Consider the following 24,965-nt stretch of genomic DNA (forward strand, 5'->3'; position numbering starts at 1 on the left):
TTGATCGGACGCTACCCACATCAAGGCGAATACTCTTGCGCGGAAGTTATTAAGAGCACTCATGGAGCCACCATCAATCGTCAACGACTTGGCCTCGATCATCCAGACGTCCCTGGCGCCTGTCTTCCTGCTCGCCGGTACAGCCGGTTTTGTCAATGTCTATGCGACACGTCTCGGCAGGGTCTCGGATCGGGTTAACGAGGTGGGGGAAAAGGATGGGGACGATGAGGCGCGTCGCATACAACTGGACTATCTGCGCCGGCGGACGTTTGCCCTGGAGATAGCGGTCGCCTTGGGAACCTTGGCTGCGATCTGTACTGGCTGCGCGATCCTTAACCTGCTTGCCGGCGCGCTCGCGTTCGGCTTCCGTGAGGAGAACCTGTTCTGGTTCTTCGGCGGTGCGATCGTCTCGCTCATCGTCTCGCTCGTGGCGTTCCTGTTTGAGATGCTTATCGCCGGGCGGAACATGCTGCGCCAGATGCGGATGGATCAGTCGGCTGCCGGACGCGACTGAGCTTCGCGAGACATGGCGGGCTGAGAATGGAGCCCGCCTTTTCCGTCTATCTCGGCTCGCATTGGGGGCGTCCGGACCGAGTGACGAAGACGTTCCCACGGTTTGCCCGTTGAGCTTTATCGCGCCTCCGCAGGACCTCTGCCTTGCCCATTTAGAAGCCAGGCAATGTTCACCTGCAGAATTTTCGCGCCAGCATGTTGGGCTTTCAGCCCGGAGCCGCGCCAGGTCATGCCACCGGAATAGCCGGCCGTGGGGGGATCCAGAACTGAACTTCCTCGTGTCGACTTTTGGCTCGAAGCGAGGTCCTTCCTTGACGACTCGCCTCTTTCTTCCAATACCGTCACTCAACGTGCGCGGCGAGGTGGCGAAACATGGCGATGCTTCTGGTTCCGGGTTTCATGCTCGACGCCGATCTTTGGCGTGACGTGGTTCCCGCGCTGGGCGAATTTGGCCCCGCCACATACGCTGATCTTTCGCAGGACAGTTCCATACCGGCTCTGGCCCGCCGCGCCCTCGGGGAAGCGCCGTCCAAATTCGTGCTCGTCGGCTTCTCCATGGGTGGCTATGTCGCTCGGGAAATCGTCCGGCAGGCCGCCGACCGGGTAACCGCCCTTATCCTGATCGCAACATCCGCGCGCGGTGACAGCGATGTTGAGCTTCAGCGGAAGAAAACAATCGCTGGACAGACTGGCAGTGCCGTCTTCAAGGGGCTGAGCAGGACGGCTGTGGTCTCGTCGCTGCACCCTGACAATGCCGAGCGGGCAGATATCGTTGCGCGCATCCAGGCGGCAGGGCAGCGATTGGGCGGCGACGTGTTTCGCAGGCAGTCGCTGATCGACCGGCGGGACGAACGGGATGATCTGAAAACGATCCGGTGTCCAACCCTCGTCATCGCGGGAGAGCAGGACCGGTTGAGGTCTCGGGCCGAAGCGCTTGAGCTTCACCGGGGCATCGCCGGCTCAGACTTCGAAATTATCGAACACACCGGACACATGGTTCCTATGGAGGCGCCGCAGCGCCTCGCCAAGGTCATCGCGGAATGGCTTGAACGACAACGCGCCGGAAGCTGACGAACACTTTTGGCGTGGTATCAAGGCACGCCATGCCTGGAGAGGTTGGGCGGTGTTGGCCGCTCATTTGATTGACGTCTCCTACGCGAGGCGCTTAGAGCGCAATGACCGCCTCGATCTCGACCTTTGCACCCTTTGGAAGCGCGCTGACTTCGTAGCAGGCGCGTGCGGGGAACGGCTTGGAGAAGAAGCCGGCATAGACCTTGTTGATCTCGGCGAAGTTGCCGAGGTCGGTCAAAAGGACCGTCGTCTTGACGGTGTTGGCGAGGCTTGTGCCGGCGGCGGCGGCAATGGCGGCAAGGTTCTTTAGGCACTGCTCGGTCTGCGCGATCGCGTCATCCGAGTTGAATTCGCCAGTCGCTGGATCGATCGGGAGCTGGCCGGAAACGAACAGCAGGTTGCCGACCTTGATCGCCTGGGAGAAGGGGCCGACTGCGCCCGGCGCGTCGTTCGTGTGGATTTCCTGGATCATGATTTGTTTCCTCGAAAGTGATTAAGAGAGCTGCTTAAGCGTAGCGAGCTATTGCGAGATCGGTTGCGTCGATCTCAGACTTGCGCCCGCTGACGAGATCGGCGATCACCCGGGCCGAACCGGAGCTCATCGTCCAGCCGAGCGTACCGTGACCGGTGTTGAGATAGAGGCCCGCGACCCTCGTCGCACCGATGACCGGCGTGCCATCCGGCGTCATCGGGCGAAGGCCCGACCAGAAGCTCGCCTTCGACACGTCGCCGCCGGGGAAGAGGTCGGTGACAGAATGCTGCAGTGTGAGGCGGCGGGGCTCGCCGAGATCGTTGGTGTAGCCGGAGATTTCGGCCATGCCGCCGACGCGGATGCGATCACCGAGCCTTGTGATGGCGATCTTGAAGGTCTCGTCCATCACAGTCGATTCCGGCGCGCGCGACGCGTCGGTGATCGGGATCGTCAGCGAATAGCCCTTGACCGGATAGACCGGCAGACGGATGCCGTGTGGCCTGACGAGCAGCGGCGAAAAGCTGCCGAGCGCCACGACCACGGCGTCGGCCTGCAGCGTTCCGTGCGCGGTGACGACACCACGTATGCGGCCACCCTCGACGTCGAGGCCACGGATGATACTGCCGTAGTTGAAGCGCACGCCGAGGTCTTCGGCCTTCTTCGCAAGTGCGTTGCTGAACTTGAAGCAGTCGCCGGTCTCGTCCTTCGGTGTCAGCAGGCCGCCGACGATCTTTTCGCGCACGTGCTTCAGCGCCGGCTCGACCCGGATGCAGCCGTCGCGGTCCAGCACCTCGTAGGGAATGCCGTCGGCGGCGAGCGCCTTGACGTCTTTTCCGGACGCATCGAGCTGCTGCTGTGTGCGGAACAATTGCAGCGTGCCCTGCATCCGCTCGTCATAGGCGATGCCGGTCTCTGTGCGCAGTGTGGCGAGTGAGATGCGGCTGTAGTCGGCGAGGCGCAACATGCGGCTCTTGTTGATGGCGTAGCGCTTGGACGTGCAGTTGGAGAGCATCCTCACCATCCACGACAGCATGGCGGTGTCGACCTTCGGGCGCAGGATCAGAGGTGCATGCTCCATGAACAGCCACTTCATCGCCTTCATCGGAATGCCGGGCGCGGCCCAGGGTGAGCAGTAGCCGAAAGAGACTTCGCCGGCATTGGCAAAGCTCGTCTCCAAGGCGGGGCCGGGCTGACGGTCGATGACCGTCACCTCATGTCCTGCCTTGGCAAGCTGGTAGGCCGAGGTCACGCCGATGATGCCGGCGCCGAGAACGATAACTTTCATGATGTCCTCACGGGAGAAGAGAAGGGGTCAGCGGTATTGCCGCTCGTAGCGCTGGCCGAGGCCGGTCAGGATTTCGTAGGATATGGTACCGGCGTCGCGCGCAATGTCTTCAAGCGCCTGATTGGAGCCGAGCACTTCCACAAGGCTGCCAAGATGCAGGCGACCATCCGGCAAAGCGGAGATGTCGATGGTGATGCTGTCCATCGAAACGCGGCCGACGATCGGCAGGCGAATGCCGTCGCAATAGACCGCGCCCCGGCCGCTCAGGCTGCGCGGCAGGCCATCGGCATAGCCGGCGGCAATGATGGCAAGGCGGGTTTCTCCCGTGGCAATATGGGTGCCGCTGTAGCCGACGCGCGCGCCGGCAGGCACGGTGCGGGTCTGCACGACAGCCACATCGAGGCGCAGGACGGGTTCCATCGGATTGGGCTGGATGGCGGTCGGCGCGCCGCCGTAGAGTGCGATGCCGGGGCGGGCAAGTACACCATGATAGGGTCTGCCGAGGAAGATGCCGCCCGAATTTGCGAAGCACAGGTCGAACTCGGGGAATTCAGCCGTGATGCGGTTCATCTCGGCTAGCTGACTTCCGTTCTGCTCGCTCTCGGCCTCGTCGGCCGAGGCGAGGTGGCTCATGATGAACTGGACATCAATGCTACCGCTTGCTGTCAGCAGGCTGGCAACGGCGGCGCGTTCTGCCGGTGGAACGCCGAGGCGCGACATGCCGGTATCGAATTGCAGAGCCGCCGGCAGCTTGCGGCCGAGCGTCTTCGCAGTCTCGTTCCAGCGCTGCAACTGCTCCAGCGAATTGATGACCGGCACGATGCGATGCTCGGCGCAGTCCGTTTCATTGCCGGGCTGGAGGCCGTTCAACACATAGACGGTGGCATCGGCTGCGAGACTTGGCTGCAGGCGCAGGGCTTCAACGAATTGGGCGACGAAGAAGTGACGGCAACCATGTTCGTAAAGCCTGGCGGCGACCCGGTTGGCGCCGAGCCCATAGGCATCCGCCTTGACGACTGCGGCTGCGCGCGCAGGCGCTACCTCAGCCGCCAGCTTTTCATAGTTGCGAGCAATGGCCCCTAGATCGATGGCCAGGTAGCCCGATGCGCCGCCCGTGGCGGTCGCCGTACCTTGCCTTCTTGCCTGTATTGCCCCGTCCATTCCAGCCTCCCCCGTGTTGGCGGGAGATTAGTGAAACGATCGTGAAATTGCCAAGGAAAGAATGATTGATCGTTGCGTAAAATCATGATCATTAAAAGAAACGATGATAAATTGGAATAATCTGCAATGGCCGCACTTGATGCGATAGACCGCAACATTCTTCGCCTGCTTCGTCTCGATGCCCGGCGCAGCAACGCGAGCCTTGCCGCCGAAGTCGGCCTTTCGCCATCGGCCTGCCTCAGGCGCATAAAACTGATGGAGCAGGCCGGAGTTATCCGCGGCTATACTGCGCTGGTAGACACATCGAACGTCGAGGCCACCATCGCCGTGATCATCAACATCACGCTCGATCGTCAGACGGAGGATTACCTCGACCGCTTCGAGGCTGCGATACGCAGGCACCCCGAAATAAAGGAGTGTTTCCTGATGACGGGCGGATCGGATTATCTATTGCGCGTCGAAGTCGCCAATGCCGGTGAGTTCGAGCGCATTCACAAGGAAATCCTCTCGGCTCTTCCCGGTGTTTCGCGAATACATTCGAGTTTTGCGATCCGTAACGTGCTCGCGACGCGAACCGGTACTAAGCGCCCCATGCGGCCGTAGAGACGACGAGGCGGCGGCGCAGATTCTGCTTGCGCGCCGTGCACACGCGTGCAAATGTGCACGCGTGTGCAATGGAGTCCCACTGATGAACGTTCAAAATCCGCGCTATTCGAATGATCTCGCAGGGCGAGCGTCGTTATGTCGGGACGTCATTCGCTCCGCCGGCGAGCTGGTGCTCGCCGGTTTCAAGGAGAGTTTCAGGCGCGGCTTCTCGTTGAAGGGCCCTCAGGACTTTCTGACCGAGACCGATGCTGCGTCCGAGGCTCACATCCGTCAGGCGATTGCGACACACTTCCCGGGCGATGCATTTCTGGGGGAGGAAGGCGGCGGCTTGATCGCCGAGCGCATGTGGGTCGTCGACCCGGTGGATGGCACAGCCAATTTTGCGCGCGGGATTCCGCATTTCTGCATCTCGATCACCTATGTGGAGCGGGGCAGGGCAGAGATCGGCGCCATCTATAATCCCGCTCAGGACGAACTCTATTTTTGTCGAAGGGGGGCTGGAGCGACATTGAACGAAAAACCCATCGGCATCTCGTCGACGGTCGCATTCGATGCGGCCTCCATCGAAATGGGATGGTCACGCCGCGTGCCGGACGAGGCCTACCTCGAAACCATGCGGCGGATGCTCGCCAAAGGAGCCAATGTCAGGCGCGGCGCGTCGGGCGCACTTGCGCTTGCCTATGTTGCCGACGGGCGCTCGGACGCCTATGTGGAATTGCATATGAACTCATGGGATTGTCTCGCCGGGCTCCTGCTCGTGGCCGAAGCGGGCGGCGTCGTGTGCCCCTTCATGGAGATCGGCAGCCTTCAGGAGGGAGGGCCGGTGCTTGCGTCGACACCGGCCATCGCCGCTGGTGTGAGCGAGGCTTCGGGCATTCCGGTCAGCGCCCGCGAAATGACGGCTGCGCTTCAATCGGCCTGAAACAACGAATGGCGGGATCACCGGCCGAATGACGCGTTCGCCGCCCTAGAAGGAAACACCAATGAATGCACCGGTATACGCGCGCCCCGCAATCAGTCTGATCGCAAAGGGGCTCGGACCGCACAGCGCCGATCTCTATATCGGCGGTAGCGACGGCGCGCGCGACATGGATCTGCTCAAGCGCCACGGGATCACCATCGTCGTCAATTGCGCGGTCAACTTGGATATCAATCTGGTGCGCGAAGAGGAAATTGCAGTCAACGATGACCTCTGTGCGAGTGGTTACGCCGACATACGCTACTACAAGCTCGGCATGATTGACGGCGACGGCAGCCCGGACACGATGATGCTCGGCGCTTACTACATTCTCGATGGCGCTTTGCGCCAGACGATGCCGAAACGCTCAACCTACCCCTTCGTCGACGGCGGCAACATTCTGGTCAATTGCCGCGGCGGGCGAAGTCGCTCCGTATCGTTGGTGGCGCTTTTTCTGCACAAGCAACAGCCGCATCTGTTTCCAACGCTGGACGCCGCAGTCGCCCACATCCGGGAGCACCGCGAACTGAGGCCGGACGAATGGTTCGAGACGCCGAAGCCCATGCTGTACGAAGCGGCGAGGCGTGCCTCCGCCTGGATCGATCTCGTCGAAACATCCCGTGCGCAGGTCAATTCCAATGGCTGATTTGCCGCGGATCGCCGTCATTGCCGATGCTCACTTTCATGATCTTGAGGGCAACTTCGAATTTCCCGCCATCGAGGTCGATGGCGAGAGGGTTGCCATCAGAAGCTGGGCCGATACCCGCGAATCCACCCGCGTTTTCAACGAGAGTGCGAAGGCATTGGACGAGGCGCTTGCGGAGGTGGTTCGGCGCGACATCCGGCATGTCGTCCTTCTCGGCGACTACACGGATGACGGCCAAAGGCAAACCACCGAACGGCTGCGCGCCATCCTGGAGCGACACGAACGCGAGCACGATACGCGCTTCTATGCGCTTCCCGGCAACCACGACATCTTCGGCCCGAAGGGGCGCCATCACACGAAGCAGTTCCTTGGTGCGAACGCCGCGAGGGTCATTGTCACGAGCGACGGCGAGAAGGCTGGCCCTGGCACGTACGCAACGCCGCTGATGTACTGTGAGGGATATCCGAAGGGTCTCGCCCCCATGGCCGCGTTCGGATACTTCCGGAGGCCCGGCGACATCCATTGGGAGACGCCGTTCGGCACATCGGACAAGGCCGAGGACCGGCTATATCAGGTTTCATCCCCCGATGGCCGAAACAGCTACACGCTGATGGACGCTTCCTATCTGGTCGAGCCGGCGCCCGGCCTCTGGCTGATGATGATCGATGCCAACGTGTTCGAGCCGCGCGACGGAACGTTCGAGGAGGGCGGCGAGGCCGGCTTCGTCGACAGTACCGGCGCCGGCTGGAACGCACTGTTGAGGCTGAAGGCGTTCATCATCGAGTGGATCGCCGAGGTATCGGCGCGGGCCAGGAGGCTCGGCAAAACGCTTCTTGCCTTCTCGCATTACCCGGTGCTCGACCCCTTCGACGGCGCAACGGGAGCCGAAGGCGTGCTCTTCGGCGAGACCAACATTGCCCGCAGGACGCCACGCGAGGCCGTCGCGGAAGTGCTCATCGACGGCGGGATGACGGTGCATTTCAGCGGACATCTTCATGTCGAGGGCGTCACACGCCGAGAACGGGGCGGTCGGCAGCTCACCAATATTGCCGTGCCGTCGCTGGTGGCCTTTCCACCAGCCTTCAAGGTCGTCGAGCCATCCGCATCGGATTTCTTGATTGAAACTATTGAACTGTATTCCACTGCTGTCGATCCGCGCATCCTGCACGGCTATCGCCGCGAAATGGCGCAACTGGAAGAAAACCTTGATCCCGCCTTTGATCCGTCTGACTACGGAGCGCTCCTGAAGGCGCACAAGCGTGCTCTGGTCCAGCACCGCTATTTCCCGAAGGAATGGCCGAAGGAAGTCGTCGACGAAATTTCCGGGCTCACTGTCGAAGGTGTCTGCGAACGCCTCGGTGGTCCCGGCACGATAACAGATGTGGTCGCGGCATGCGCGCTCGAAGATGCCGGTCAGTTGGCTCGCCTCGATATGCTCGAACTGATCGCCGATTGGTATTGCCTGCGGCAGGCCGCGGTGCTTGCACTCGACAAAATTCCCGCGCCACGCCTTTGGCTTTATCGCGCACTCGCTGAACGGTTTGGGCGCCCTCCGGAAAGCGGCTGGGATGGCTCGACGGACGGGTTCCTTTCGATCTTCTTCGGCGCGTTTGACGCCTTCCTCGATCGCGCCGAGGCTGGCGGTCTTCGCATCCGCATTGAGAACGCGTCCGCGAAAGAGGAGGCGGCCTGAACATGACGCATCAGTTGTCCTTCTGCGCGACCTCCACCGCCCCGCCTGCGACCTTCATCGAACTGCGAGAGTCCTGCCGCCTCGGCGTTCGGCGATTGAAGGGCGGGCGCCTCGAGGTGGCGAAGTTCGTGCTTGCTCACCCCTATGATGTCGCCTTTGCGAGTGCGCGCGAAGTGGCCGAACGCAGTGGTGTCTCGACGACGACCGTGATGCGCCTGGTCAGTGATCTTGGCTTCGACAGCTACGCGGCCTTTCAGCGGCTCTTCCGGGCCGAGTTGATGCGCGGCAGACAGTAGCGTTCAGGGGAGAGGCCATGGATTCGGCGATCGTCAGCATCAATCTCTTCGGCGCCGTGGCCCTGCTTCTGTTCGGTCTCGGTCTGGTGCGTGACGGCATGCAGCGCGCCTTCGGTGCTCGCCTGAAGGCGGGTCTGGCGACCGGAACGCGCGATGGTCCGCGCGCCTTCTTTGCCGGCCTTGTCGCGACCGTCGCGCTTCAGAGTTCGACCGCCACCGCCCTCATGGTCTCGTCCTTCGTCGAGCGTGACCTCATCCTGCCCCGCATGGCGCAAGTGGTGTTGCTTGGCGCCAATGTCGGAACGGCAATGACTGCCTGGATCGTCGCAATGGGCGTGGGTTGGCTTTCGCCGCTTCTGTTGCTTTCTGGCGTTGTCGTGGGGCGTGGAAGCTCGAACGCACGCAAGGGGGCAGGTGCTGCCCTTGTGGGCATCGGGCTGATGTTGCTGTCGCTGCATCTGATCGGCGCCGCGACGGAGCCGCTTCGCACATCAGCCGCGCTTTCGGCCTTCCTCGCGCTGCTCGACAACGCCTGGCCGGTCGCCCTCATCATCTCCGCCGTCCTCGCCGTGCTTGCCTCGTCCAGCCTGGCGATCGTGGTGTTGATCCTCTCGCTTGCGGCGTCCGGGCACCTTTCGACAGGCCTGCTCATCGTCCTTGTGCTCGGCGCAAATCTTGGCGGGGCCGTGCCGCCGGTGCTGGCCACGCTGCATGCAGCGCCGAGCGCCAGGCGCGTTGCGGTTGGTAACCTGATCGTGCGGGCGGTCGGTTGCTTGCTGGCGCTGCCGCTCGCTGGCTATTCCGCCCAATTGCTCGAACTGTTGCCCCTGTCGCACGACAAGCTGCCGGTCGACGCGCATCTCGGCTTCAATCTTGCGCTGGCGGTCCTGGCTGCTCCTTTTACTGGCTTGCTTTCTCGCCTAACCACGCGGCTTTTGCCGGAGCCGGCTAAAGCCGAGAATGGCCGGTCGTTTCTGGAACACAGCGATCTACAGACACCTGTTGCAGCCCTCGCTGGCGCCAGCCGCGAGGTCCTCGGCGTCGGTGACATGATCGAGCGCATGCTCGTGCAGGCAAACGACGCGCTACAGCAGACGGACATTTCCAAGCTGTCGACGATCAGTGCGCTCGAGGGGCGGGTCGATCGCGTTCAGCACGAAATCAAGGTGTATGTCTCCCGCGTGGACCAGACCGAAATCGGCGACCAGCACCGACGCCGGGCCACGGACATCGTCGACTATGCCATCAACCTCGAGCACATCGGCGACATCATCGAAAAGGGTTTGTTGGCCGAACTCGCGAAGAAGATCACTCGAGGCCTGACCTTTTCCCGCGACGGCCACGAAGAACTATCGCGGCTATTCGCGGTCACGATCGACAACCTGCGCATGGCGCAGGCGGTATTTGCCACGCGCGACAACGCCATGGCGCGGCGCCTTGTCGAAGCGAAAGAAGATGTTCGCAGATTGGAGCGGCAATCGGCCGAACGGCATCTCCAACGGCTACGCGACGGACGCGCCGAAAGCATCGAAACCAGCTCGCTTCATCTCGACATGTTGCGCGACTTAAAGCGCATCAATGCGCATATCGCGTCGGTTGCGCATCCGATCCTGGATCAAAGCGGACTGTTGATCGACAGCCGCATCAGGCCGGCGGCTTCTTGAGGAAATGGCTTAGCGTCTTGCCGTCTTGCGCTCGACCATCGCGACTGGCACGACCTGGAGACGGGTTTCGGCATCGTCGGAATCAAGCGCGGCCAGCACGTGATCGGTCAGCGCGGTAAAGGATTGCGCGACGGTGGTGAGCTCGTAGCTCTTCCAACTCGCCTGCGGAATATCGTCGAAGCCAACGACGGAAAGGTCGGCAGGGATGCGGCGATGCATCTCGGTACGCGCCGCATCTAGAAAGCCGAGGGCGAGCAGATCGGTGACGCAGAATGCGCCGTCAATGGCCTCATCTTTCAGCACCTCACAACCGGCCTGATAACCACTCTCGTAGCTGGTCGGGCCGCCCGACCAGGCAACGACTTCAACGCCTGCCGTAGCCATCTTCTGCTTGAAAGCCGTTGCCCGACGAACCTGCGCCGGTGTCTGACTGCCGCTTGAAATGACCGCGACCTTCTTGCACTGCGCCTCAATCAACCGAACGGCCGCGAGATCGGCGCCACGGGAATCGTCGCTCAAGACCATGCTCGTATCGGTGCGTTCGAGTTTCTGGTTGATGAGGATCAACCTAACGCCGTTCGCGATGCACTGGTCGACGATCGATTCCGGCGGCTCTCCGGAAAGAACCACGATGGCCTGCGCGCGGAACTCGAAGAGCAGTTCGATCAGCGGCGCGATATCCTTGCGGGCATCCGCGGCATTGAGTAGCAGGCACTGCAAACCCTTTCGCAAGAGGCCGATGCTCAGCAGATCGAGCTGTTTCGAAATGAAGGGTGAGCTGAGGTTGGCGCCGACGACACCGATCAGGTTCGATCGGTCGTTGTTCAAGCCTTGCGCCAGCCGGTTGACACGGTAGCCGAGCTCCCGGGCCGCCTTCAAAACCTTGCGCCTCACGGACTGGGAAACGCTGGCTCCAGGTGTAAAGGTCCGAGAGACCGCCGAGCGCGAGACGCCCGCGCGCTTTGCGACTTCCTCGGCCGTCACGAACCCTCTTGCCATGCCTTCCCCCATTGAATCAGACATTTCCATCAGGGCCATAAAAGCTGCCCCATTCCAACGAAAAAGTGCAAGCAATCGCTTAGGACCGACGGTCCTCGGTTCCCGCTCGACAGCCCCTATCCACGGTACTTTTACCTCCGCGCTCGCCATTGATCGTAGCCCCGGAAAGACCCTTCGATAGGCGATTGATCACGTGTTCTAAAATGAATAGCCAACCATCAAAAAAATATCAATTAAAACAGATGGATAAATCATTGCGCACGTGTGCATTTTTTTATTGACAAGATATCGTCGCCGTTGGATCATGCATTCCACAGTCGGAGCGTTTTTGGAATATTTGTTCCGTCTGTGTTCGCGACAATGGCGGCGCCTTTGAGGAGTTGGAGCTGTCGTTTTGGCAGGGCGTTCGTACCTGTCCGCGAGTGGGGAGGATTGGAGCCGGGCGGGTGCGGTATCTTGTGTCCGTGTGCGGCGCTGCGTAGAGCGAAGCGCGAACTCTGCTTTCCCCATCAATATTACTGGAGCGCTGCCCGGCGTCGATCGCCGCGACAGATTGCGCATGTCGAGTTCCGAGGGGAAGAGCATGGCCTTATTGAGTGAAACAGCCAAGGCGTCGACAGTGCCAGATGGCGCGATCGCGCCGACGCCATGGCAGCGCTGGCGCTATCGCGCGAAGGTCGCTTCCCGAGAGCCGACCACATTGATCGGAATCCTGACGGCTCTTCTGTTCACCTATCTGATCGTCGTGCCGATCATTTCGATCGTCTTGGATTCAGTTCGGGTTCAGTTCGGTCACGAGCGGCGGCTCGGCAAGGATTTTGGTGATCTGACGCTCTACTATCTTAATCGTGCGTTCCTTTCACCTGTTTCGGTTGATCTCTTCTGGCGGCCCCTCCTGAACACCCTGTCGGTCGCCCTCGGGGCCATCAGTCTGTCGCTGCTGATCGGGACTGTGCTCGCATGGTTGATCAGCCGAACAGATATGTTTGGGCGCCGCTGGTTCGCGACCGCGCTCATAGTGCCGTACATGCTGCCAGCCTGGACCTTCGCGCTCGCCTGGACGACGCTCTTCAAGAACAGGACGGTTGGCGGCCAACCAGGGTGGTTCGAGGCGATGGGGCTGACGCCGCCCGATTGGGTCGCCTATGGTCGCTTCCCGATCATCGTTATCCTGGCGCTGCACTATACGCCGTTCGTCATCCTGTTGTTTGGTTCGGCTCTTCGCCGTTTCGACTCGCAGCTCGAAGACTCCGCGCGCATCCTGGGAGCCAAGCGTTACCAGGTGGCGATCCAGATCATCCTGCCGCTGATGCGCCCGGCGCTGCTGTCCTCCATGGTGCTGATCTTCGCCAAATGCCTCGGCGAGTTCGGCGTACCCTATGTCCTCGGCCTGCCGGTCAAGTTCGAAGTGCTCTCGACGTCTCTCTTCCGCAGCATCGCCTCCCGTCAGACGGGCGTTGCCGGTGTCGTCGCGGCCTCGATCATGCTGATCGGCATCATTACCCTGATGATCGACGCCCGGCTTGTCCGCGAAGCCAGACGGTTTGTCACCGTCGGCTCGAAGGGCTCGATGAACCGCCAGAGCCGGCTTGGTAAGTATCGTCTGCCGGCGACGGGTTTCGCCGCGCTTATCTTCCTGCTGAGCGTCGGGTTGCCGCTGCTCACCCTGTTCCTGTCCACCATCATGAAGCTGCCGGCACAGTTTACATTCGACAACTTCACGCTCGACTACTGGATCGGCCGTGATCTCAACACCGTGGCGCTGCAGACAGGCATACTCTTGAGCCCGGACCTCTGGGCTGCCGCCAAGAACACGCTCATGATCGTCGGTCTTGCCTCGCTGACCTCCGGCATCCTCGGCCTGCTCGTCGGCTATGTCGTCATCCGCACACCGGTCAAAGCGCTGTCGGTCTATCTGCGCCAGGTGACCTTCCTGCCCTATCTGGTGCCCGGCATCGCCTTCGCCGCCGCCTACCTCTCGCTCTTCGCCGTGCCGCGTGGGCCAATGCCCGCTCTCTACGGCACGGTCACGATCCTGATCCTGGCGCTGATTGCCGACCAGATGCCCTATGCCTCGCGCGCCGGTATTTCCGCCATGACCCAACTCGGCAAGGATCCCGAAGAGGCCGCCCAGATCGCCGGCGCCGGCTGGTTCCGACGGATGATCTCGATCGTCATCCCGATCCAGAAGGGGTCGCTCGTCACCGGCGTGCTGCTGCCGTTCATCTCCGGCATCAAGGGGCTGAGCCTCTTCGTCATCCTCGCCGTGCCGAGCACCGATGTGCTGACGACCTACTCGCTCAGGCTCGTCGACTACCACTACACCCAGGCGGCAAACGCGGTCGTGCTGATCATCGCCGCCATCGCCTATCTCGGAACCCTGGCAGCCCAGAAGCTGACCAAGACCAACCTCGCAGAAGGACTCGGAAGCTGATGCCCACCATCAATCTCAGCGGTGCTCAGAAGAACTATGGCGTGAATTCCGCCAATGCCGTTTCGAACCTTGACCTCGAAATCCGCGACGGTGAGTTCATGTGCCTGCTCGGGCCGTCCGGCTGCGGCAAGACCACGACGCTGCGTATGATCGCCGGCCTCGAAAACCTCTCCGATGGAGAAATCCGCATTGGCGAGCGTGTGGTCGACTCGGTCAGGGCAGGCGTGTTCATACCGCCGGAAAAGCGCGAGATGGGGCTTGTTTTCCAGAGCTACGCGCTGTGGCCGCATCTAACCATCGAACGCAATACCGACTTCGGTCTGCGCCTGCGCAAGCTGCCGAAGGAAGAGCGGGAGCAGCGGGTAGAGAAGGTCATGCAAGCGCTCGACATCGCCAAATATCGCGACCGCTACCCCTCGCAGCTTTCCGGCGGCCAGCAGCAGCGTGTGGCGCTTGCCCGGATGCTCGCGGTCAATCCGGGCGTGCTTCTGCTCGACGAGCCGCTCTCCAACCTCGATGCGCGGCTGCGTCTCGAAATGCGGGCGGAGCTCAAGCGCATCCACAAGGAATTCAAGACGACGATCGTCTTCGTGACCCACGACCAATGGGAAGCGATGACGCTGGCGACGACGATTGCCGTCATGAACGAAGGCACGTTGCAGCAGATGGGCACGCCGAACGATATCTACGACCGCCCCGCCAATCGCTTCGTTGCAGAATTCGTCGGCAGCCCGCCGATCAATATCCTGACCTTCGGATCGTCCGCATCGGCGATGTCGCGGGCCGCCGCAGCCTATCTCGGCGAGCGCTATCCGTCGTTGCGCGGCGTCGGTTCGGCCGGCATCCGGCCGGAAGCGATCGGCTACGCGACAAAGGGCGGGGATGTTCCGGCCGGAAGCTTCACAGGTGAGATGACGGTGACGGGCGTCCTGCCGACCGGCGGCAGCTGGATCCTTGAACTCAGGAACGAAAACGACACGCTGTTCCTGACAACCAATGCGCTCCCGCGCGTCGAGACCGGATCCAGGGTCGATTTTTTTGCGCCACCCGATGCGCTGCACCTCTTCGACAAAGACGGCCAGCGCATCGCCGAAGCGGACGCGCTTCTGCGCGCGAGCACGCTGAACTAAGGCGCCACAGCGATAAACCGAAACACGCTCTGAGGGAGGAACAGACGATGCAATTTCGGAAGACTGACAGGACAAGACGGGCAATCAGACGCGCGTTGCTGGCATCGGCCATCGCCACACTGGGTGGCCCGGCGCTGGCGGAGGAGCCGTTCGATCTCAACGCGCTGATCGAGGCTGCGCGCAAGGAGCCGCCGATCACGGTCTACGACAGCACCGGCAAGATCGTCGAAATGGCCAAGGCCTTTGCCGAGAAGTATGGGGTCGGCGCCGAGGGTTCCAAGGTCAAGGCGACAGCACAGCTCGAGATGATCATTCGCGAAGCCCGAGCCAACAATATCCAGGGCGATGTCTCGATCATCAGCGACGCGCCGGCCGCGATGGCGCAGCTCATTCCGCAGGGCTTTGCCGAGAGCTGGCTGCCGCCGGACCTCGCATCGAAGATTTCCGCGCAATACCACGACCCGCTCACTGTGGTCACCAGCGCCAATGTCTGGGCCTACAACACCGAACTCTTCGACAAGTGCCCGGTCACGAACATCTGGCAGCTGACGGGACCGGAATGGAAGGGCAAGGTCGCGATGCAGGACCCGCTCGGCAAGGCGTCCTATGTCGATTGGTTCAACCAGATGGCCAAGCACGGCGACGACAAGGTTGCCGCCGCCTATAAGGAGCTCCATGGCAAGGACCTTCAAACCGACGACGGCAGTGCAACCGCCGCCTGGGTGAAGGCGCTTGCCGCCAATGCTCCGCTCCTGACCGATGCCGATGCGGCGGCTGCCGATGCCGTCGGGGCGCCCGGTCAATCGCAGCCGTTCATGGGACTGATGAGTTCCGCGAAGTTCCGTGACAATGCCGAGAAGGGCATGAAGCTCGGGCTTTGCAAGGACCTGAAGCCGTGGCTCGGCTGGATGTATCCGGGTGTCGGGCTGATCACAAAGGGCACCAACAGCCCGAACGCCTCGAAGCTCTTCATCCACTATGTGATGACCGCCGAAGGCATCGCCCCGCAGGCCGAAGACGGGAAGATGTCGACGAACAAGGATGTCTCGCTGCCTGCCGACGAACCGTCCGGCATCGGCGCCGTCCTCGACCAGGTCATGCCTTATGAGATGTCGACCAGCCTCGACGACTGGGACGCGCGCGAAACCTGGCAGGACCTCTGGCGCATCAACTACCAGAAATGAAGCGAGCTCCGAGGATAATTTTATGAGCACTCAAATCATGGGGTCCCGTCGGCTCGGAGCGGTTGTGTCCGTCACCGCCTTGGGTATGGCGGCCGTTATATCCTTCGCTTCCGCAGCCAAGGGCGAGGAAATCTTCGATCTTGAAGCGACGATCGCGGCGGCAAAGAAAGAACCGCCGATCACAGTCTATGCCGTCACCGGCAAAATCGTCGATACTGTCAAAGACTTCACCGAAAAATACGGAATTGAAGCAAATGGCAAGAAGGTGAATGAGGCGACGCAGGTCGAACTCATGATCCGCGAGCATCAGGCGGGCAACGCCGTCGGCGATGTCAGCCTCGCCATGGATGTTGCTTCCGCAGTTGGGCAGATTCTTCCCGAGGGCATCGCTACCAGCTGGATGCCGCCCGATCTTGCGGGTGACATTGCCGAGACGTCGCGCAACCCGTTGGTGGTCGTCTCCGATCCGCACGTATGGACCTACAACACGGAGAAGTACGAGAAATGCCCCATTACCAACATCTGGCAGCTGACCGAGCCGAAATGGAAGGGCAAGGTCGCGATGCTCGATCTGTTCGACAAGCCGCTCTATGCGGATTGGTTCAATCAGATCGCTGCTCATCGCGACAACGACGTTGCGCGCGCCTATGAGGCGCACTACGGCAAGACGCTCGATACGCAAGGCGAGAGCGCAACGGTCGCTTGGGTCAAGGCATTTGCCTCAAATGGCCCGCTGCTCGCCGATTCATCAACCGTGGCCGAGGCCGCAGGTGCGCCCGGTCAGGCCGAGCCGTTCTTTGCGATTACCTCGACTGCAAAGTACCGGGAGAATGTCACCAAGGGACTGAAGCTCGGTATTTGTGCCGGAGTCAAGCCGTTCACGGGCTTCCTTTATCCCGGCTTTGGCTTGATCGCCGCCCAGACGAAGAGCCCGAACGCGGCGAAGCTTTTTGTTCGGTATCTCATGACCGCCGAGGGGATCGCGCCGCAGACCGTTGACGGAAAGGTCTCCGGCAACAGGACGATTGCCCTGCCTGCGGACGAGCCTTCCGGCGTCTCCAAACACCTCGGTGAACTGATGGTCTTTGATGCCGCGACGGCCGATGACGATCTCCAAAAGCGCGAAACCTGGCAGGACCTCTGGCGGATCAACTACCAGAAATAGCTTCGTGAATTTGAAACGGTCTCCTTGGGAGGGGAAGCCATGAAAAAAGGCAACAGCAAGTTTCTTGCAATGGGGGTGGCGTTTGCCGCCCTTGCGACCGCCGTCGCAGTTGAGGCGCGCGCCGAAGAAGCCTTCGATCTCGAAGCGTTAGTCGAGGCTGCGAAGAAGGAAAAACCCATCAACGTCTATGACAGTACAGGCAAGATCGTCGAAATGGCCGAGGCCTTCACCGCCAAATACGGGGTCAAGGCAACGGGCGTGAAAGTGTCGGCAAACAGCCAGCTGGAGATGATCATCCGGGAGGCGCAGGCCGGCAATGTCCAGGGCGATGTCGCGCTGATCACCGATGCACCCGCCGCGCTGGCGCAGCTACTGCCGCAGGGCTTTGTCGAAAGCTATCTGCCCGGTGATATGAAGGAAAAAATACCGGCGGCCTTCCAGAGCCCTCTGGCGATTTCGACCAATGCCAATGTCTGGGCCTATAACACCGAGGCTTATGACAAATGCCCCATCAGCAACATCTGGGAACTGACGGAGGCGAAATGGAAAGGCAAGATCGCGCTCGTCGATCCCCTGACCAAGAGTACCTATACCGACTGGTTCAACCAGTTGGAGAGACACGCCGACGCCAAGGTCGCGGAGGCCTACAAGGTCCACTTTGGAAGGGACTTGGAGACGGGTGAAAAGAGCGCCGCGGCGGCATGGATCAAGGCGCTCGCCCAGAACGGACCGCTCGTCACGGATGGCGACGACCCGGTGGCTGAAGCGGTTGGCGCCGCCGGCCAGAAGGAGCCCTTCTTCGGGCTCCTGAGTTCGGCCAAGTTTCGCGACAATGAAGGCAAGGGCTATAAGCTCGGGCTGTGTACGGAACTCCAGCCATGGGTCGGTTGGACCTACACCAAGCTCGGCCTGGTCGCGACAAAGACCGCAAGCCCGAACGCCGCAAGGCTCTTCATCCATTACGTGCTGACGGAAGAGGGCATTGCGCCGCAGATGAAGGACGGCAAGCTGCCGACCAACTCCGATATCAAGATGCCGGCGGACGAGCCGTCGGGGATCATGGAAGTGGCGGACCGCCTGTTCCCCTACGATGCCGCAACCGGTCTTGAGGATTTTGACCGGCGCGAGGAATGGCAGGACTTCTGGCGAGTGAACTACGGGAAATAGAAACTTGGGCTCGGCGCGGCCTCACGAATGCGGGTCGCGCCGGCCATTTCTGAATGAACGGAAAGAGAGCATGGATAACGCCTATCCGCAGGCAAGCCAGAGCCGATCGGACGATGCCGGCCGACTTGGCCGCTCGCGTCATCTGATGAAGATTGCCGAGAGCGCTGCCCGCGCCGTCGGACCGTCGCTGATTGCCGCCTTTCGGGCCGAAATGGCGGTCGATTACAAGCGCGACCTGCATGATATCGTGACGATACATGACAGGAATGCCGAGGCGTTGATCCGCGACGTCATCTTCGCGAACGAACCGAACTCCACCATGCTTGGCGAGGAAGGAGGCCAGATCGGCAAGGGTGACATCCAGTGGTATGTCGACCCGATCGACGGAACTGCCAATTTCGCCAGAGGGCTTGCTTTCTGGTGCGTGTCGATCGCCGCGGTCGAAGCCGGGGCCGTCGTGGCAGGGGTCGTCTACGACCCGGTCGCCGACATGCTCTTCGCGAGTGATCTCGAGCGCTCCTATTTGAATGGGCACGTCATCGTCTCAAAGTCGGTCAGCGATGAAAACCGTGCGACCTTGATCACAGGATATCCCGTTTCCAGGGACTTTCGCCTCGATGGGCAGGATGTCGCGCTTCGCCGCTTCGGCGATCTGGTCGAGACCTTCTCGACGTTGCGAAGGCCCGGTAGCGCCGCGCTCAGCATCGCGCATGTGGCCGCGGGCTTCGCCGATGCCGCCGCCGGCTTCGGTGTCAATGCATGGGACGTGGCGGCCGCCACGCTGATCCTGAAGAACGCCGGCGGCCGCTATGTGCCTCTGACCCTAGGCAAGGTGCCGGCCGGTTCCCCCGATTATCTGTGCCCCGGTTACGTCGCATACGGCGCCGGCGCGGATTATCCGACCTTGAACCGTGTCGCCATGGCCATTTCGGATGGCCGTGTTGCTAAAGTCCTCGCACCATGACTGCCTATGAGGAAATCATGCAAATTAGCGCGACCGACACCCCAACAACCGAAAAGACCAGCAGCGTGTTGCCAAAGCTCAGCCTCATATACGCCAAGCATCCGGCCTATGGTGTCGACATCTTCATCGCGGGCAAGGAGGGGGCGAGCGATCTCGATCTCCTGCGCAGCAATGGCATTACCGCCGTCGTCAACTGCGCGGTCAACCTGGATTTCAATTTCGTCCGCCAACCGCAACTCGTCTCGGATCATCGCAACAGTGTCCATGGTCCGGGTGAGATCCGTTACTACAAGGTCGGGCTGATCGACGGGGACGGGAATCCGGATACCCAGATGTTGGCAGCGTACTATATCCTACGCGCTGCGCTGGAGCAGATCCTGCCGGAAAAGCCGTCCTACCCAAGGCGAGAGCGCGGTGGGGTTCTCGTCAATTGCCGCGGCGGGCGTTCGCGGTCCGTAGCCGTCGTGTCGCTGTTTCTGCATCTTACACTACCCGAGCAGTTCCCAACCCTGGAGGCCGCGATCGACTTCGTTCGTGATAGGCGCAACCTTCCTGAAGAGGAATGGTACAAGGCACCTAAGCCCGTGTTGACGGAAGCGGCGCGGCGCGCGGCCGGATGGGCACGCGCAATTGGTTGCTGATACACCAAGGACGATGGCCTCGACACTCGCGCGAGGCCCGGGAGCAAGCTGACAAATCGGGGCCTGCGAAGTGGCGTGTGTGCGAATGACGGTGGAGCACGCTGCGGGATGCGGCGGCCCCGCAGAGTGCCGTTACGACCGAGGCGTCACTTGAACGCCGCCGCCGACTTCGATCAGCGTGTCGCCGCCAAGATCGGCAACGCCGACAGTTGCGCCGGTGGGCAGCTCCTCGGGAGCCATCCGGGCCTTCCATTTGGCATCCATTTCCGGCTTGCCGAGATCAGATGCCGATTTGTTGGTGCGCTCGCGGCGATTCAATGCGTATAAGTGACGCAAACCTGTGCCCCATTTAACGGCCCCCGGCACATTCTCGTTAAATGGGCGGGGCGCGGTGAACGGGACAAACGCGGATTCAGTCCTTGAAGCCGATCGCTCGCTTGACGCCTGATTTAAGCAGGTATTCGGCTCGGGAAATCGGGAATCGCTCGATGAATATCTCGGAGTAGTCGTAGTGTGTCGCTCCGAAACGCTCTTTGAAATGTGAAAGTGACGCCGAATTGCCGCTCTCGCCGAGGTGGTAAAAACGGCAGCCTGCCCGGCACGCATCTTCGATCGAGAGTTTTTGTAGGAGGTCGTTGGCGCGCGATGTTCCCAAGGCAACCCGATCGATTGCACCCCGGGAGTCGTTCACATTCTTCCCCATCAAGACCAGGGACGCTGCAACCGGCTGCCCATTCACCCAAGCTGCCCACACCTTGCAGGATGCTCCGAGCGCTTCCTGAATCTGATAGAGTTTTTTGATTGGGTCCCGCCTTCCGAAGCGAAATCTCGCCAGCCAGAGGGGTTCGTTCTGCTGCTCAGCCCACCTCTTGACGGACCTCTCAAGCAAGTTGTGGAGGAGGGGGATCAACTCACCGGTGCTGCTGCTTTTGACGATGACGGCCTCCCTTTCGGCCTTGCGAATACTGACCCTCGTCGCCTTGGTGAAGAGCTTGCTGTAGACGTGGTCGAACCCGTCCTTCAGATCGATAACGTGGGCACGGCGCGGTTTCGTCATCAGCCCCAGGCCCGCCGCCGCTTCGGACCATCGTTTTCCCTGTAGAGGGTTTGGCCTGATCCGAATACTGAGGAAACGCAACGCCATGAGATCCTTCAGGACCTCCCTGAGGTGGCGGCTGGTTGTGTTGTCGCAGCATACGGCCCCGCCCATACCGCAACCATCGGGATACGACCCCGCAACAAGGTCCACGGGACCAATGGCCGTCACGGTCACGAGCGGAACTAGGATCTGGCACCCGTCTTCGAACTGGTAGTAGCGGCTGATGTCCCTGAGCCTGCCCTCAGCGCAGATGGCATTATTCCACTCTGGCGATTGATAAGGCATCGCTTCCGGATCATGGTTCATCAATTGCCTCCACGCGTCACGCGGTGCGGGGCTTGTGACGCGATAGCAAATCGTGGATGCGATCCGGTTGTCGTAAGTGTGTTGCATTGGCCCAAGACGCAAGAAGAGTGGACACGCAAGAACAAGAAAATCATCTTATGCAAATAATCGCGCGGGATCCGACACTTAAGCGTCGGTCCGCGAAGAAGCTAAAACCCATAATTCACTTCGGCAGCACAAACTTCCGCACGATATATATTACGTATGTTTTAATTTAAGGAAAGAGGGCGCAGACTACATTCGCGCGCTCCCCGACACCGAGTAAACCCACAACTAGTTTGCGACCAGGAACGGCCCTCAAGTTTTGGCAGCCAGGATTTAGCGCTTCGCATGGCGTCGCGACGAGTACATATTGACGGAGAACCCCGCTCTCGACGTCTGCTACCTGCACGCGAGCAGGAAGGATGTGGGGGGATCGATGACTTGACTGCTGGGCAGCGAAAATGGAGGATTGAATGGAGAAGCTGAGAGCGTCGCTGGTGGCGCAGAGACAGCAAGGTATTGGTTTCGTTAGCAACTCATTTGCGCGTTCTGGTTGGCTATCTGCCGCGACAACTTTCGCCGAGACCAAATGTCATGGGGGGAAACGGGTTGAAAACGATCTTGGTTACCGGGGGGGCAGGGTTCATCGGTGCGCATCTGGCGCGGCGATTGCTGGAAACTGGCCGAGAGGTTGTGGTGCTGGATGACCTCAGTTCAGGAAAGCGCGACAATGTGCCGAAGGCTGCCACGTTTATTAACGGTTCTATTCTGGATAAAGAGGTCGTTCGCGGTGCGCTTTCCGGTGTCGATGCCTGCATTCACTTGGCCGCCGTCGCTTCCGTCGAAAAATGCAATCGAGAGCTGACGCATTCTCACGCAATCAACATCACCGGGTTCCTAAATCTGGTTGAGGAAATTGCGAAGTCTGGCACCAAGCGAACAATAGTCTACGCCTCCTCAGCCGCCGTTTACGGGGCGAGCCAGAACCTGCCGCTCTCGGAGGAAGGCAAGTGCGTTCCGCTTTCGCCCTACGGCGCCGACAAGCTTTCGTGCGAATTGCACGCCCGAGCCGCCTACGAAGTCTATGGTCTCTCGACGACGGGCCTTCGCTTCTTCAACGTCTTCGGACCGGGCCAGGATCCGCAGTCACCCTATTCCGGCGTGATCACCAAATTCGCGCAGCGGCTGGGAAACAACGAGGACATCGTGATCTACGGCGATGGCAAACAGACCCGTGATTTCGTTTACGTCGCCGATGTCGTCGAGGCGCTTATCCGATCAGCGGAGCGGATTCCGGACGGTGCTCGGATCTTAAATGTTTGCAGCGGGGTCGAGACATCGATCAATGAGCTCGCGCGGATCATGATCGAAGAAACCAAGTCTCAATGCGCAATCAGTTACGTGAACGGACTGCTCGGCGAAGTCAGGCGTTCTCAAGGGTGCACCCAAGCGCTCCAGGCAGAGCTCGACCATCGATGCCGCACGGATCTTCGCGCTGGACTGGCACAGTTGCTTACGCAAGGGCGGCAATAGCCTGAAAGGCCTTGTTTGCGGCCCCCACGTATGACTACACCATAATGTGCGCTCCGATGCGACACACCTTTCTGATGTTGGTTGAGCTCCGCTCAATGGTACCGATTGTCGCGGGTGCTGCCGTCCGCAGTCGCGGGCAGTAAGCGAAATACTTTGGCATTGGTCGATGCCCGCACCAGTTTGAAGCGAGGTGAGGCCAGCAGGTCCCGTTCGATGTGGTCGAAGTCGCCCGGCCGCAACTGCCCGTTGGCTTCGAGAGAAGCTTTCTGGCTGCGCGTGAGAATCACGTAGGCGTCACGCCATTGGGGACTGTCCATCCACCGCAAAAAGACACCTGATGGGTCGGCGGCAATTTCTTCTCGCGTTGACTTCGCTTCCAACGAAATCGCCAAATAGTAGAAATTCTCGTAGTTCATGAACTGCGACGGGTAGCTACGCGAACCTTCGATGAGGAGTGTGTCCTCCGGAGCTGTGCGATAGAGCCATTCGGCCACCGCGACCTCGTCTTGCGCAAAGCGGTATTCGCGGTCCTTGCCATTGTTTGCGAATAGGAAACCGATGGTCGAAAAAAGAAGCACGATAGCAAGCGGCAGGAAGACATAGGCCGGCTTTCCCGCCCGCGTCGATGGAAAGAACGCGGCGGCAGCGAAGAAGGCAAGGAAGGGCGACGCAAAGAGGTAAACGCGAAATATCGACTCTCCGCCATACGCAACCGCTATCAGCGGCATTGGTGAGAGCAAGAGTGCGGCGGCGGTGAGGTCCCAGTGGCCATTTAAGAGCCGACGCAAACCGCCGAGGAGCGCAAGGACAATGACGCCTGCCGAAAGCGCGCGCCCGAACAAAACCACCCATGCACGTTCGGCACTCACGTCGGCCACATTCGCGAGCTTGCTGGTGGCTTCTGACAGCGTACCCATGCTGGCCAGTTCGCTCAAAATTTGCTCGTAGACAAAGGGGGCCGCTGGCCAGAGAAGCCATCCAATTTCAGCGACGATAGCAAACACCAGATAGGCGGGCGAAAGCCATCCGAGTACGGTCAGGAAAACCGCCGAAAGGATGATCATGAGAGGCGTCAGTTGATGCGTGACCACGACCACGCAAATGAGCACCATCGCCAGCAACGCGGAGAAGGTACGCACAAACCGGCTGCCCGTCCAGAAAGGTAGCCCGATGGGGCGTGAGACAGGGCCGAGCGCATACAGAAAACCAGGTCGTCGCGCCGCCCATGTCGTTTCGCGTTTGCGCAGGGGGCCAAGAAATAGGCCTACGAGAATGAGGTAACAAAGAAATGTAACGCCTTGCGGCGAAAAATAGTCCTGGCCGACCCAGTTGGCGACCACGAAGAGCCAACAGGCCGTCAGTTGTAGGCGGCGATCTGCGGACAGGCGTTTGGCAATTCCCAGAAACGCCCCGACAAGCCCGAGCGTGAGGACCGGCGGGGTGAAGCTTACGATCGGTGCGAGATCGACCGATCTCAAGCCGAAGCGGTCGGCCAACCAAGCCGTCGCCGCGAACAGCCCGGGCCAATTGTGATAGGCCGCGAGGAAAGATGCATTTCGGTCAACGGCTCCATAACGTTGGATGTAGTCGACGACGCCGAGGTGCTTCCAGGCCCAGGAATAGCGCAATGTTCCGTAAACGATCGGGGGGGTCGCGTGAAGGACGATCACGAGCGCGATCAGATAGAAGACGGGTAAGGGGCCAGCGGTACGCCCAGCGCATACCAGCCAGGCAAAACCTACTGCTAGCAACGCCAGTGACAGAAAGAAGCTCCTGGGCAAAACCGAAACCAAGCCGATGTCGGTCATCCGATCGGGCTCGATCGCAGGCAACGATATCGCCCAAAGGAGGAGCGTCGCAATGAGTATAGCGGCGAGGGCTACACCATATCGCTTGGAGACTGTGTCAGCGCCTGTGTTCAATGGCATGTCTTCGACGCGGGCAAGGACGGTCATTA

The 24,965-nt window shown here is 60.7% G+C and carries 22 protein-coding genes; 16 read left to right on the forward strand and 6 right to left on the reverse strand.

What is annotated here, in order from left to right:
- Positions 1 to 61 precede the first annotated feature (61 nt).
- Both AC3WWH_RS13325 and AC3WWH_RS13330 read left to right on the forward strand, forming a co-directional pair.
- A complete protein-coding gene (locus AC3WWH_RS13325) occupies positions 62 to 514 on the forward strand; it encodes a DUF2721 domain-containing protein (protein WP_058321384.1) in 453 nt (150 codons plus the stop codon).
- 371 nt (positions 515 to 885) lie between these two features.
- Positions 886 to 1,584 (forward strand): alpha/beta fold hydrolase, encoded by a 699-nt coding sequence (locus AC3WWH_RS13330; protein WP_492377033.1) that lies wholly within the window; start codon positions 886 to 888, stop codon positions 1,582 to 1,584.
- 94 nt (positions 1,585 to 1,678) lie between these two features.
- Here AC3WWH_RS13330 and AC3WWH_RS13335 read toward each other — a convergent pair whose 3' ends face one another.
- Genes AC3WWH_RS13335 through alr form a run of 3 tightly spaced genes read right to left on the reverse strand, consistent with a single transcriptional unit; the run spans position 1,679 to position 4,502 of the window.
- Positions 1,679 to 2,056: a RidA family protein gene (locus AC3WWH_RS13335; protein WP_492377034.1), complete on the reverse strand. Its 378-nt coding sequence runs from the start codon at positions 2,054 to 2,056 to the stop codon at positions 1,679 to 1,681.
- Positions 2,057 to 2,090: 34 nt separating this feature from the next.
- A complete protein-coding gene (locus AC3WWH_RS13340; RefSeq protein WP_492377035.1) occupies positions 2,091 to 3,341 on the reverse strand; it encodes a D-amino acid dehydrogenase in 1,251 nt (416 codons plus the stop codon).
- A 27-nt stretch (positions 3,342 to 3,368) separates the two neighbouring features.
- Complete coding sequence (gene alr, locus AC3WWH_RS13345) at positions 3,369 to 4,502, reverse strand: alanine racemase (RefSeq protein WP_492377036.1); 1,134 nt, start codon at positions 4,500 to 4,502, stop codon at positions 3,369 to 3,371.
- A 126-nt stretch (positions 4,503 to 4,628) separates the two neighbouring features.
- Here alr and AC3WWH_RS13350 point away from each other — a divergent pair, with 126 nt between their 5' ends.
- The 6 genes from AC3WWH_RS13350 to AC3WWH_RS13375 all read left to right on the forward strand — a co-directional run bounded on the left by AC3WWH_RS13350 (position 4,629) and on the right by AC3WWH_RS13375 (position 10,365).
- Positions 4,629 to 5,105, forward strand: a complete 477-nt coding sequence (locus tag AC3WWH_RS13350) for an Lrp/AsnC family transcriptional regulator (protein ID WP_058321396.1) — start codon at positions 4,629 to 4,631, stop codon at positions 5,103 to 5,105.
- Between the two features lie 85 nt (positions 5,106 to 5,190).
- The gene (locus AC3WWH_RS13355) at positions 5,191 to 6,030 is read left to right on the forward strand and encodes an inositol monophosphatase family protein (RefSeq protein WP_058321397.1); all 840 of its coding nucleotides are present in this window, start codon (positions 5,191 to 5,193) and stop codon (positions 6,028 to 6,030) included.
- A gap of 61 nt (positions 6,031 to 6,091) precedes the next feature.
- The gene (locus tag AC3WWH_RS13360) at positions 6,092 to 6,712 is read left to right on the forward strand and encodes a dual specificity protein phosphatase family protein (RefSeq protein ID WP_058321398.1); all 621 of its coding nucleotides are present in this window, start codon (positions 6,092 to 6,094) and stop codon (positions 6,710 to 6,712) included.
- Positions 6,705 to 8,405 carry a metallophosphoesterase family protein gene (locus AC3WWH_RS13365; protein ID WP_492377037.1) on the forward strand — a complete coding sequence of 567 codons (1,701 nt, stop codon included), beginning with the start codon at positions 6,705 to 6,707 and terminating at the stop codon, positions 8,403 to 8,405. The genes AC3WWH_RS13360 and AC3WWH_RS13365 overlap by 8 nt, the downstream gene beginning before the upstream one ends.
- A gap of 2 nt (positions 8,406 to 8,407) precedes the next feature.
- The gene (locus AC3WWH_RS13370; RefSeq protein ID WP_492377038.1) at positions 8,408 to 8,701 is read left to right on the forward strand and encodes a MurR/RpiR family transcriptional regulator; all 294 of its coding nucleotides are present in this window, start codon (positions 8,408 to 8,410) and stop codon (positions 8,699 to 8,701) included.
- Between the two features lie 17 nt (positions 8,702 to 8,718).
- The gene (locus AC3WWH_RS13375; RefSeq protein ID WP_492377039.1) at positions 8,719 to 10,365 is read left to right on the forward strand and encodes a Na/Pi cotransporter family protein; all 1,647 of its coding nucleotides are present in this window, start codon (positions 8,719 to 8,721) and stop codon (positions 10,363 to 10,365) included.
- Between the two features lie 9 nt (positions 10,366 to 10,374).
- Here AC3WWH_RS13375 and AC3WWH_RS13380 read toward each other — a convergent pair whose 3' ends face one another.
- The gene (locus tag AC3WWH_RS13380; protein WP_058327540.1) at positions 10,375 to 11,364 is read right to left on the reverse strand and encodes a LacI family DNA-binding transcriptional regulator; all 990 of its coding nucleotides are present in this window, start codon (positions 11,362 to 11,364) and stop codon (positions 10,375 to 10,377) included.
- Between the two features lie 583 nt (positions 11,365 to 11,947).
- Here AC3WWH_RS13380 and AC3WWH_RS13385 point away from each other — a divergent pair.
- The 7 genes from AC3WWH_RS13385 to AC3WWH_RS13415 all read left to right on the forward strand — a co-directional run bounded on the left by AC3WWH_RS13385 (position 11,948) and on the right by AC3WWH_RS13415 (position 20,049).
- The gene (locus AC3WWH_RS13385) at positions 11,948 to 13,798 is read left to right on the forward strand and encodes an ABC transporter permease (RefSeq protein WP_058321402.1); all 1,851 of its coding nucleotides are present in this window, start codon (positions 11,948 to 11,950) and stop codon (positions 13,796 to 13,798) included.
- On the forward strand, positions 13,798 to 14,928 hold the full coding sequence (locus tag AC3WWH_RS13390) for an ABC transporter ATP-binding protein (RefSeq protein ID WP_113399569.1): 1,131 nt from the start codon (positions 13,798 to 13,800) through the stop codon (positions 14,926 to 14,928). The genes AC3WWH_RS13385 and AC3WWH_RS13390 overlap by 1 nt, the downstream gene beginning before the upstream one ends.
- A gap of 47 nt (positions 14,929 to 14,975) precedes the next feature.
- The gene (locus tag AC3WWH_RS13395) at positions 14,976 to 16,112 is read left to right on the forward strand and encodes an ABC transporter substrate-binding protein (RefSeq protein ID WP_058321403.1); all 1,137 of its coding nucleotides are present in this window, start codon (positions 14,976 to 14,978) and stop codon (positions 16,110 to 16,112) included.
- A gap of 85 nt (positions 16,113 to 16,197) precedes the next feature.
- Positions 16,198 to 17,277: an ABC transporter substrate-binding protein gene (locus AC3WWH_RS13400; protein WP_245299080.1), complete on the forward strand. Its 1,080-nt coding sequence runs from the start codon at positions 16,198 to 16,200 to the stop codon at positions 17,275 to 17,277.
- Positions 17,278 to 17,346: 69 nt separating this feature from the next.
- Positions 17,347 to 18,444, forward strand: coding sequence for an ABC transporter substrate-binding protein (locus AC3WWH_RS13405; protein ID WP_373419837.1), 1,098 nt, complete (start codon positions 17,347 to 17,349; stop codon positions 18,442 to 18,444).
- Between the two features lie 70 nt (positions 18,445 to 18,514).
- Positions 18,515 to 19,408 (forward strand): inositol monophosphatase family protein, encoded by an 894-nt coding sequence (locus AC3WWH_RS13410; protein ID WP_058321406.1) that lies wholly within the window; start codon positions 18,515 to 18,517, stop codon positions 19,406 to 19,408.
- A 17-nt stretch (positions 19,409 to 19,425) separates the two neighbouring features.
- Positions 19,426 to 20,049 (forward strand): dual specificity protein phosphatase family protein, encoded by a 624-nt coding sequence (locus AC3WWH_RS13415; RefSeq protein ID WP_057249401.1) that lies wholly within the window; start codon positions 19,426 to 19,428, stop codon positions 20,047 to 20,049.
- Between the two features lie 412 nt (positions 20,050 to 20,461).
- Here the strand turns inward: AC3WWH_RS13415 and AC3WWH_RS13420 are convergent, their stop codons facing one another.
- A complete protein-coding gene (locus tag AC3WWH_RS13420; protein WP_492377040.1) occupies positions 20,462 to 21,454 on the reverse strand; it encodes a GNAT family N-acetyltransferase in 993 nt (330 codons plus the stop codon).
- A 630-nt stretch (positions 21,455 to 22,084) separates the two neighbouring features.
- On the opposite strand from AC3WWH_RS13420, the gene AC3WWH_RS13425 reads away from it, so the two are divergent.
- On the forward strand, positions 22,085 to 23,008 hold the full coding sequence (locus AC3WWH_RS13425) for an NAD-dependent epimerase/dehydratase family protein (RefSeq protein ID WP_492377041.1): 924 nt from the start codon (positions 22,085 to 22,087) through the stop codon (positions 23,006 to 23,008).
- Between the two features lie 92 nt (positions 23,009 to 23,100).
- Here AC3WWH_RS13425 and AC3WWH_RS13430 read toward each other — a convergent pair whose 3' ends face one another.
- Positions 23,101 to 24,963 (reverse strand): hypothetical protein, encoded by a 1,863-nt coding sequence (locus AC3WWH_RS13430; protein WP_492377042.1) that lies wholly within the window; start codon positions 24,961 to 24,963, stop codon positions 23,101 to 23,103.
- Positions 24,964 to 24,965 lie beyond the last annotated feature (2 nt).

The sequence above is a fragment of the Ensifer sp. EB106-03-01-XG145 genome (assembly GCF_058792075.1).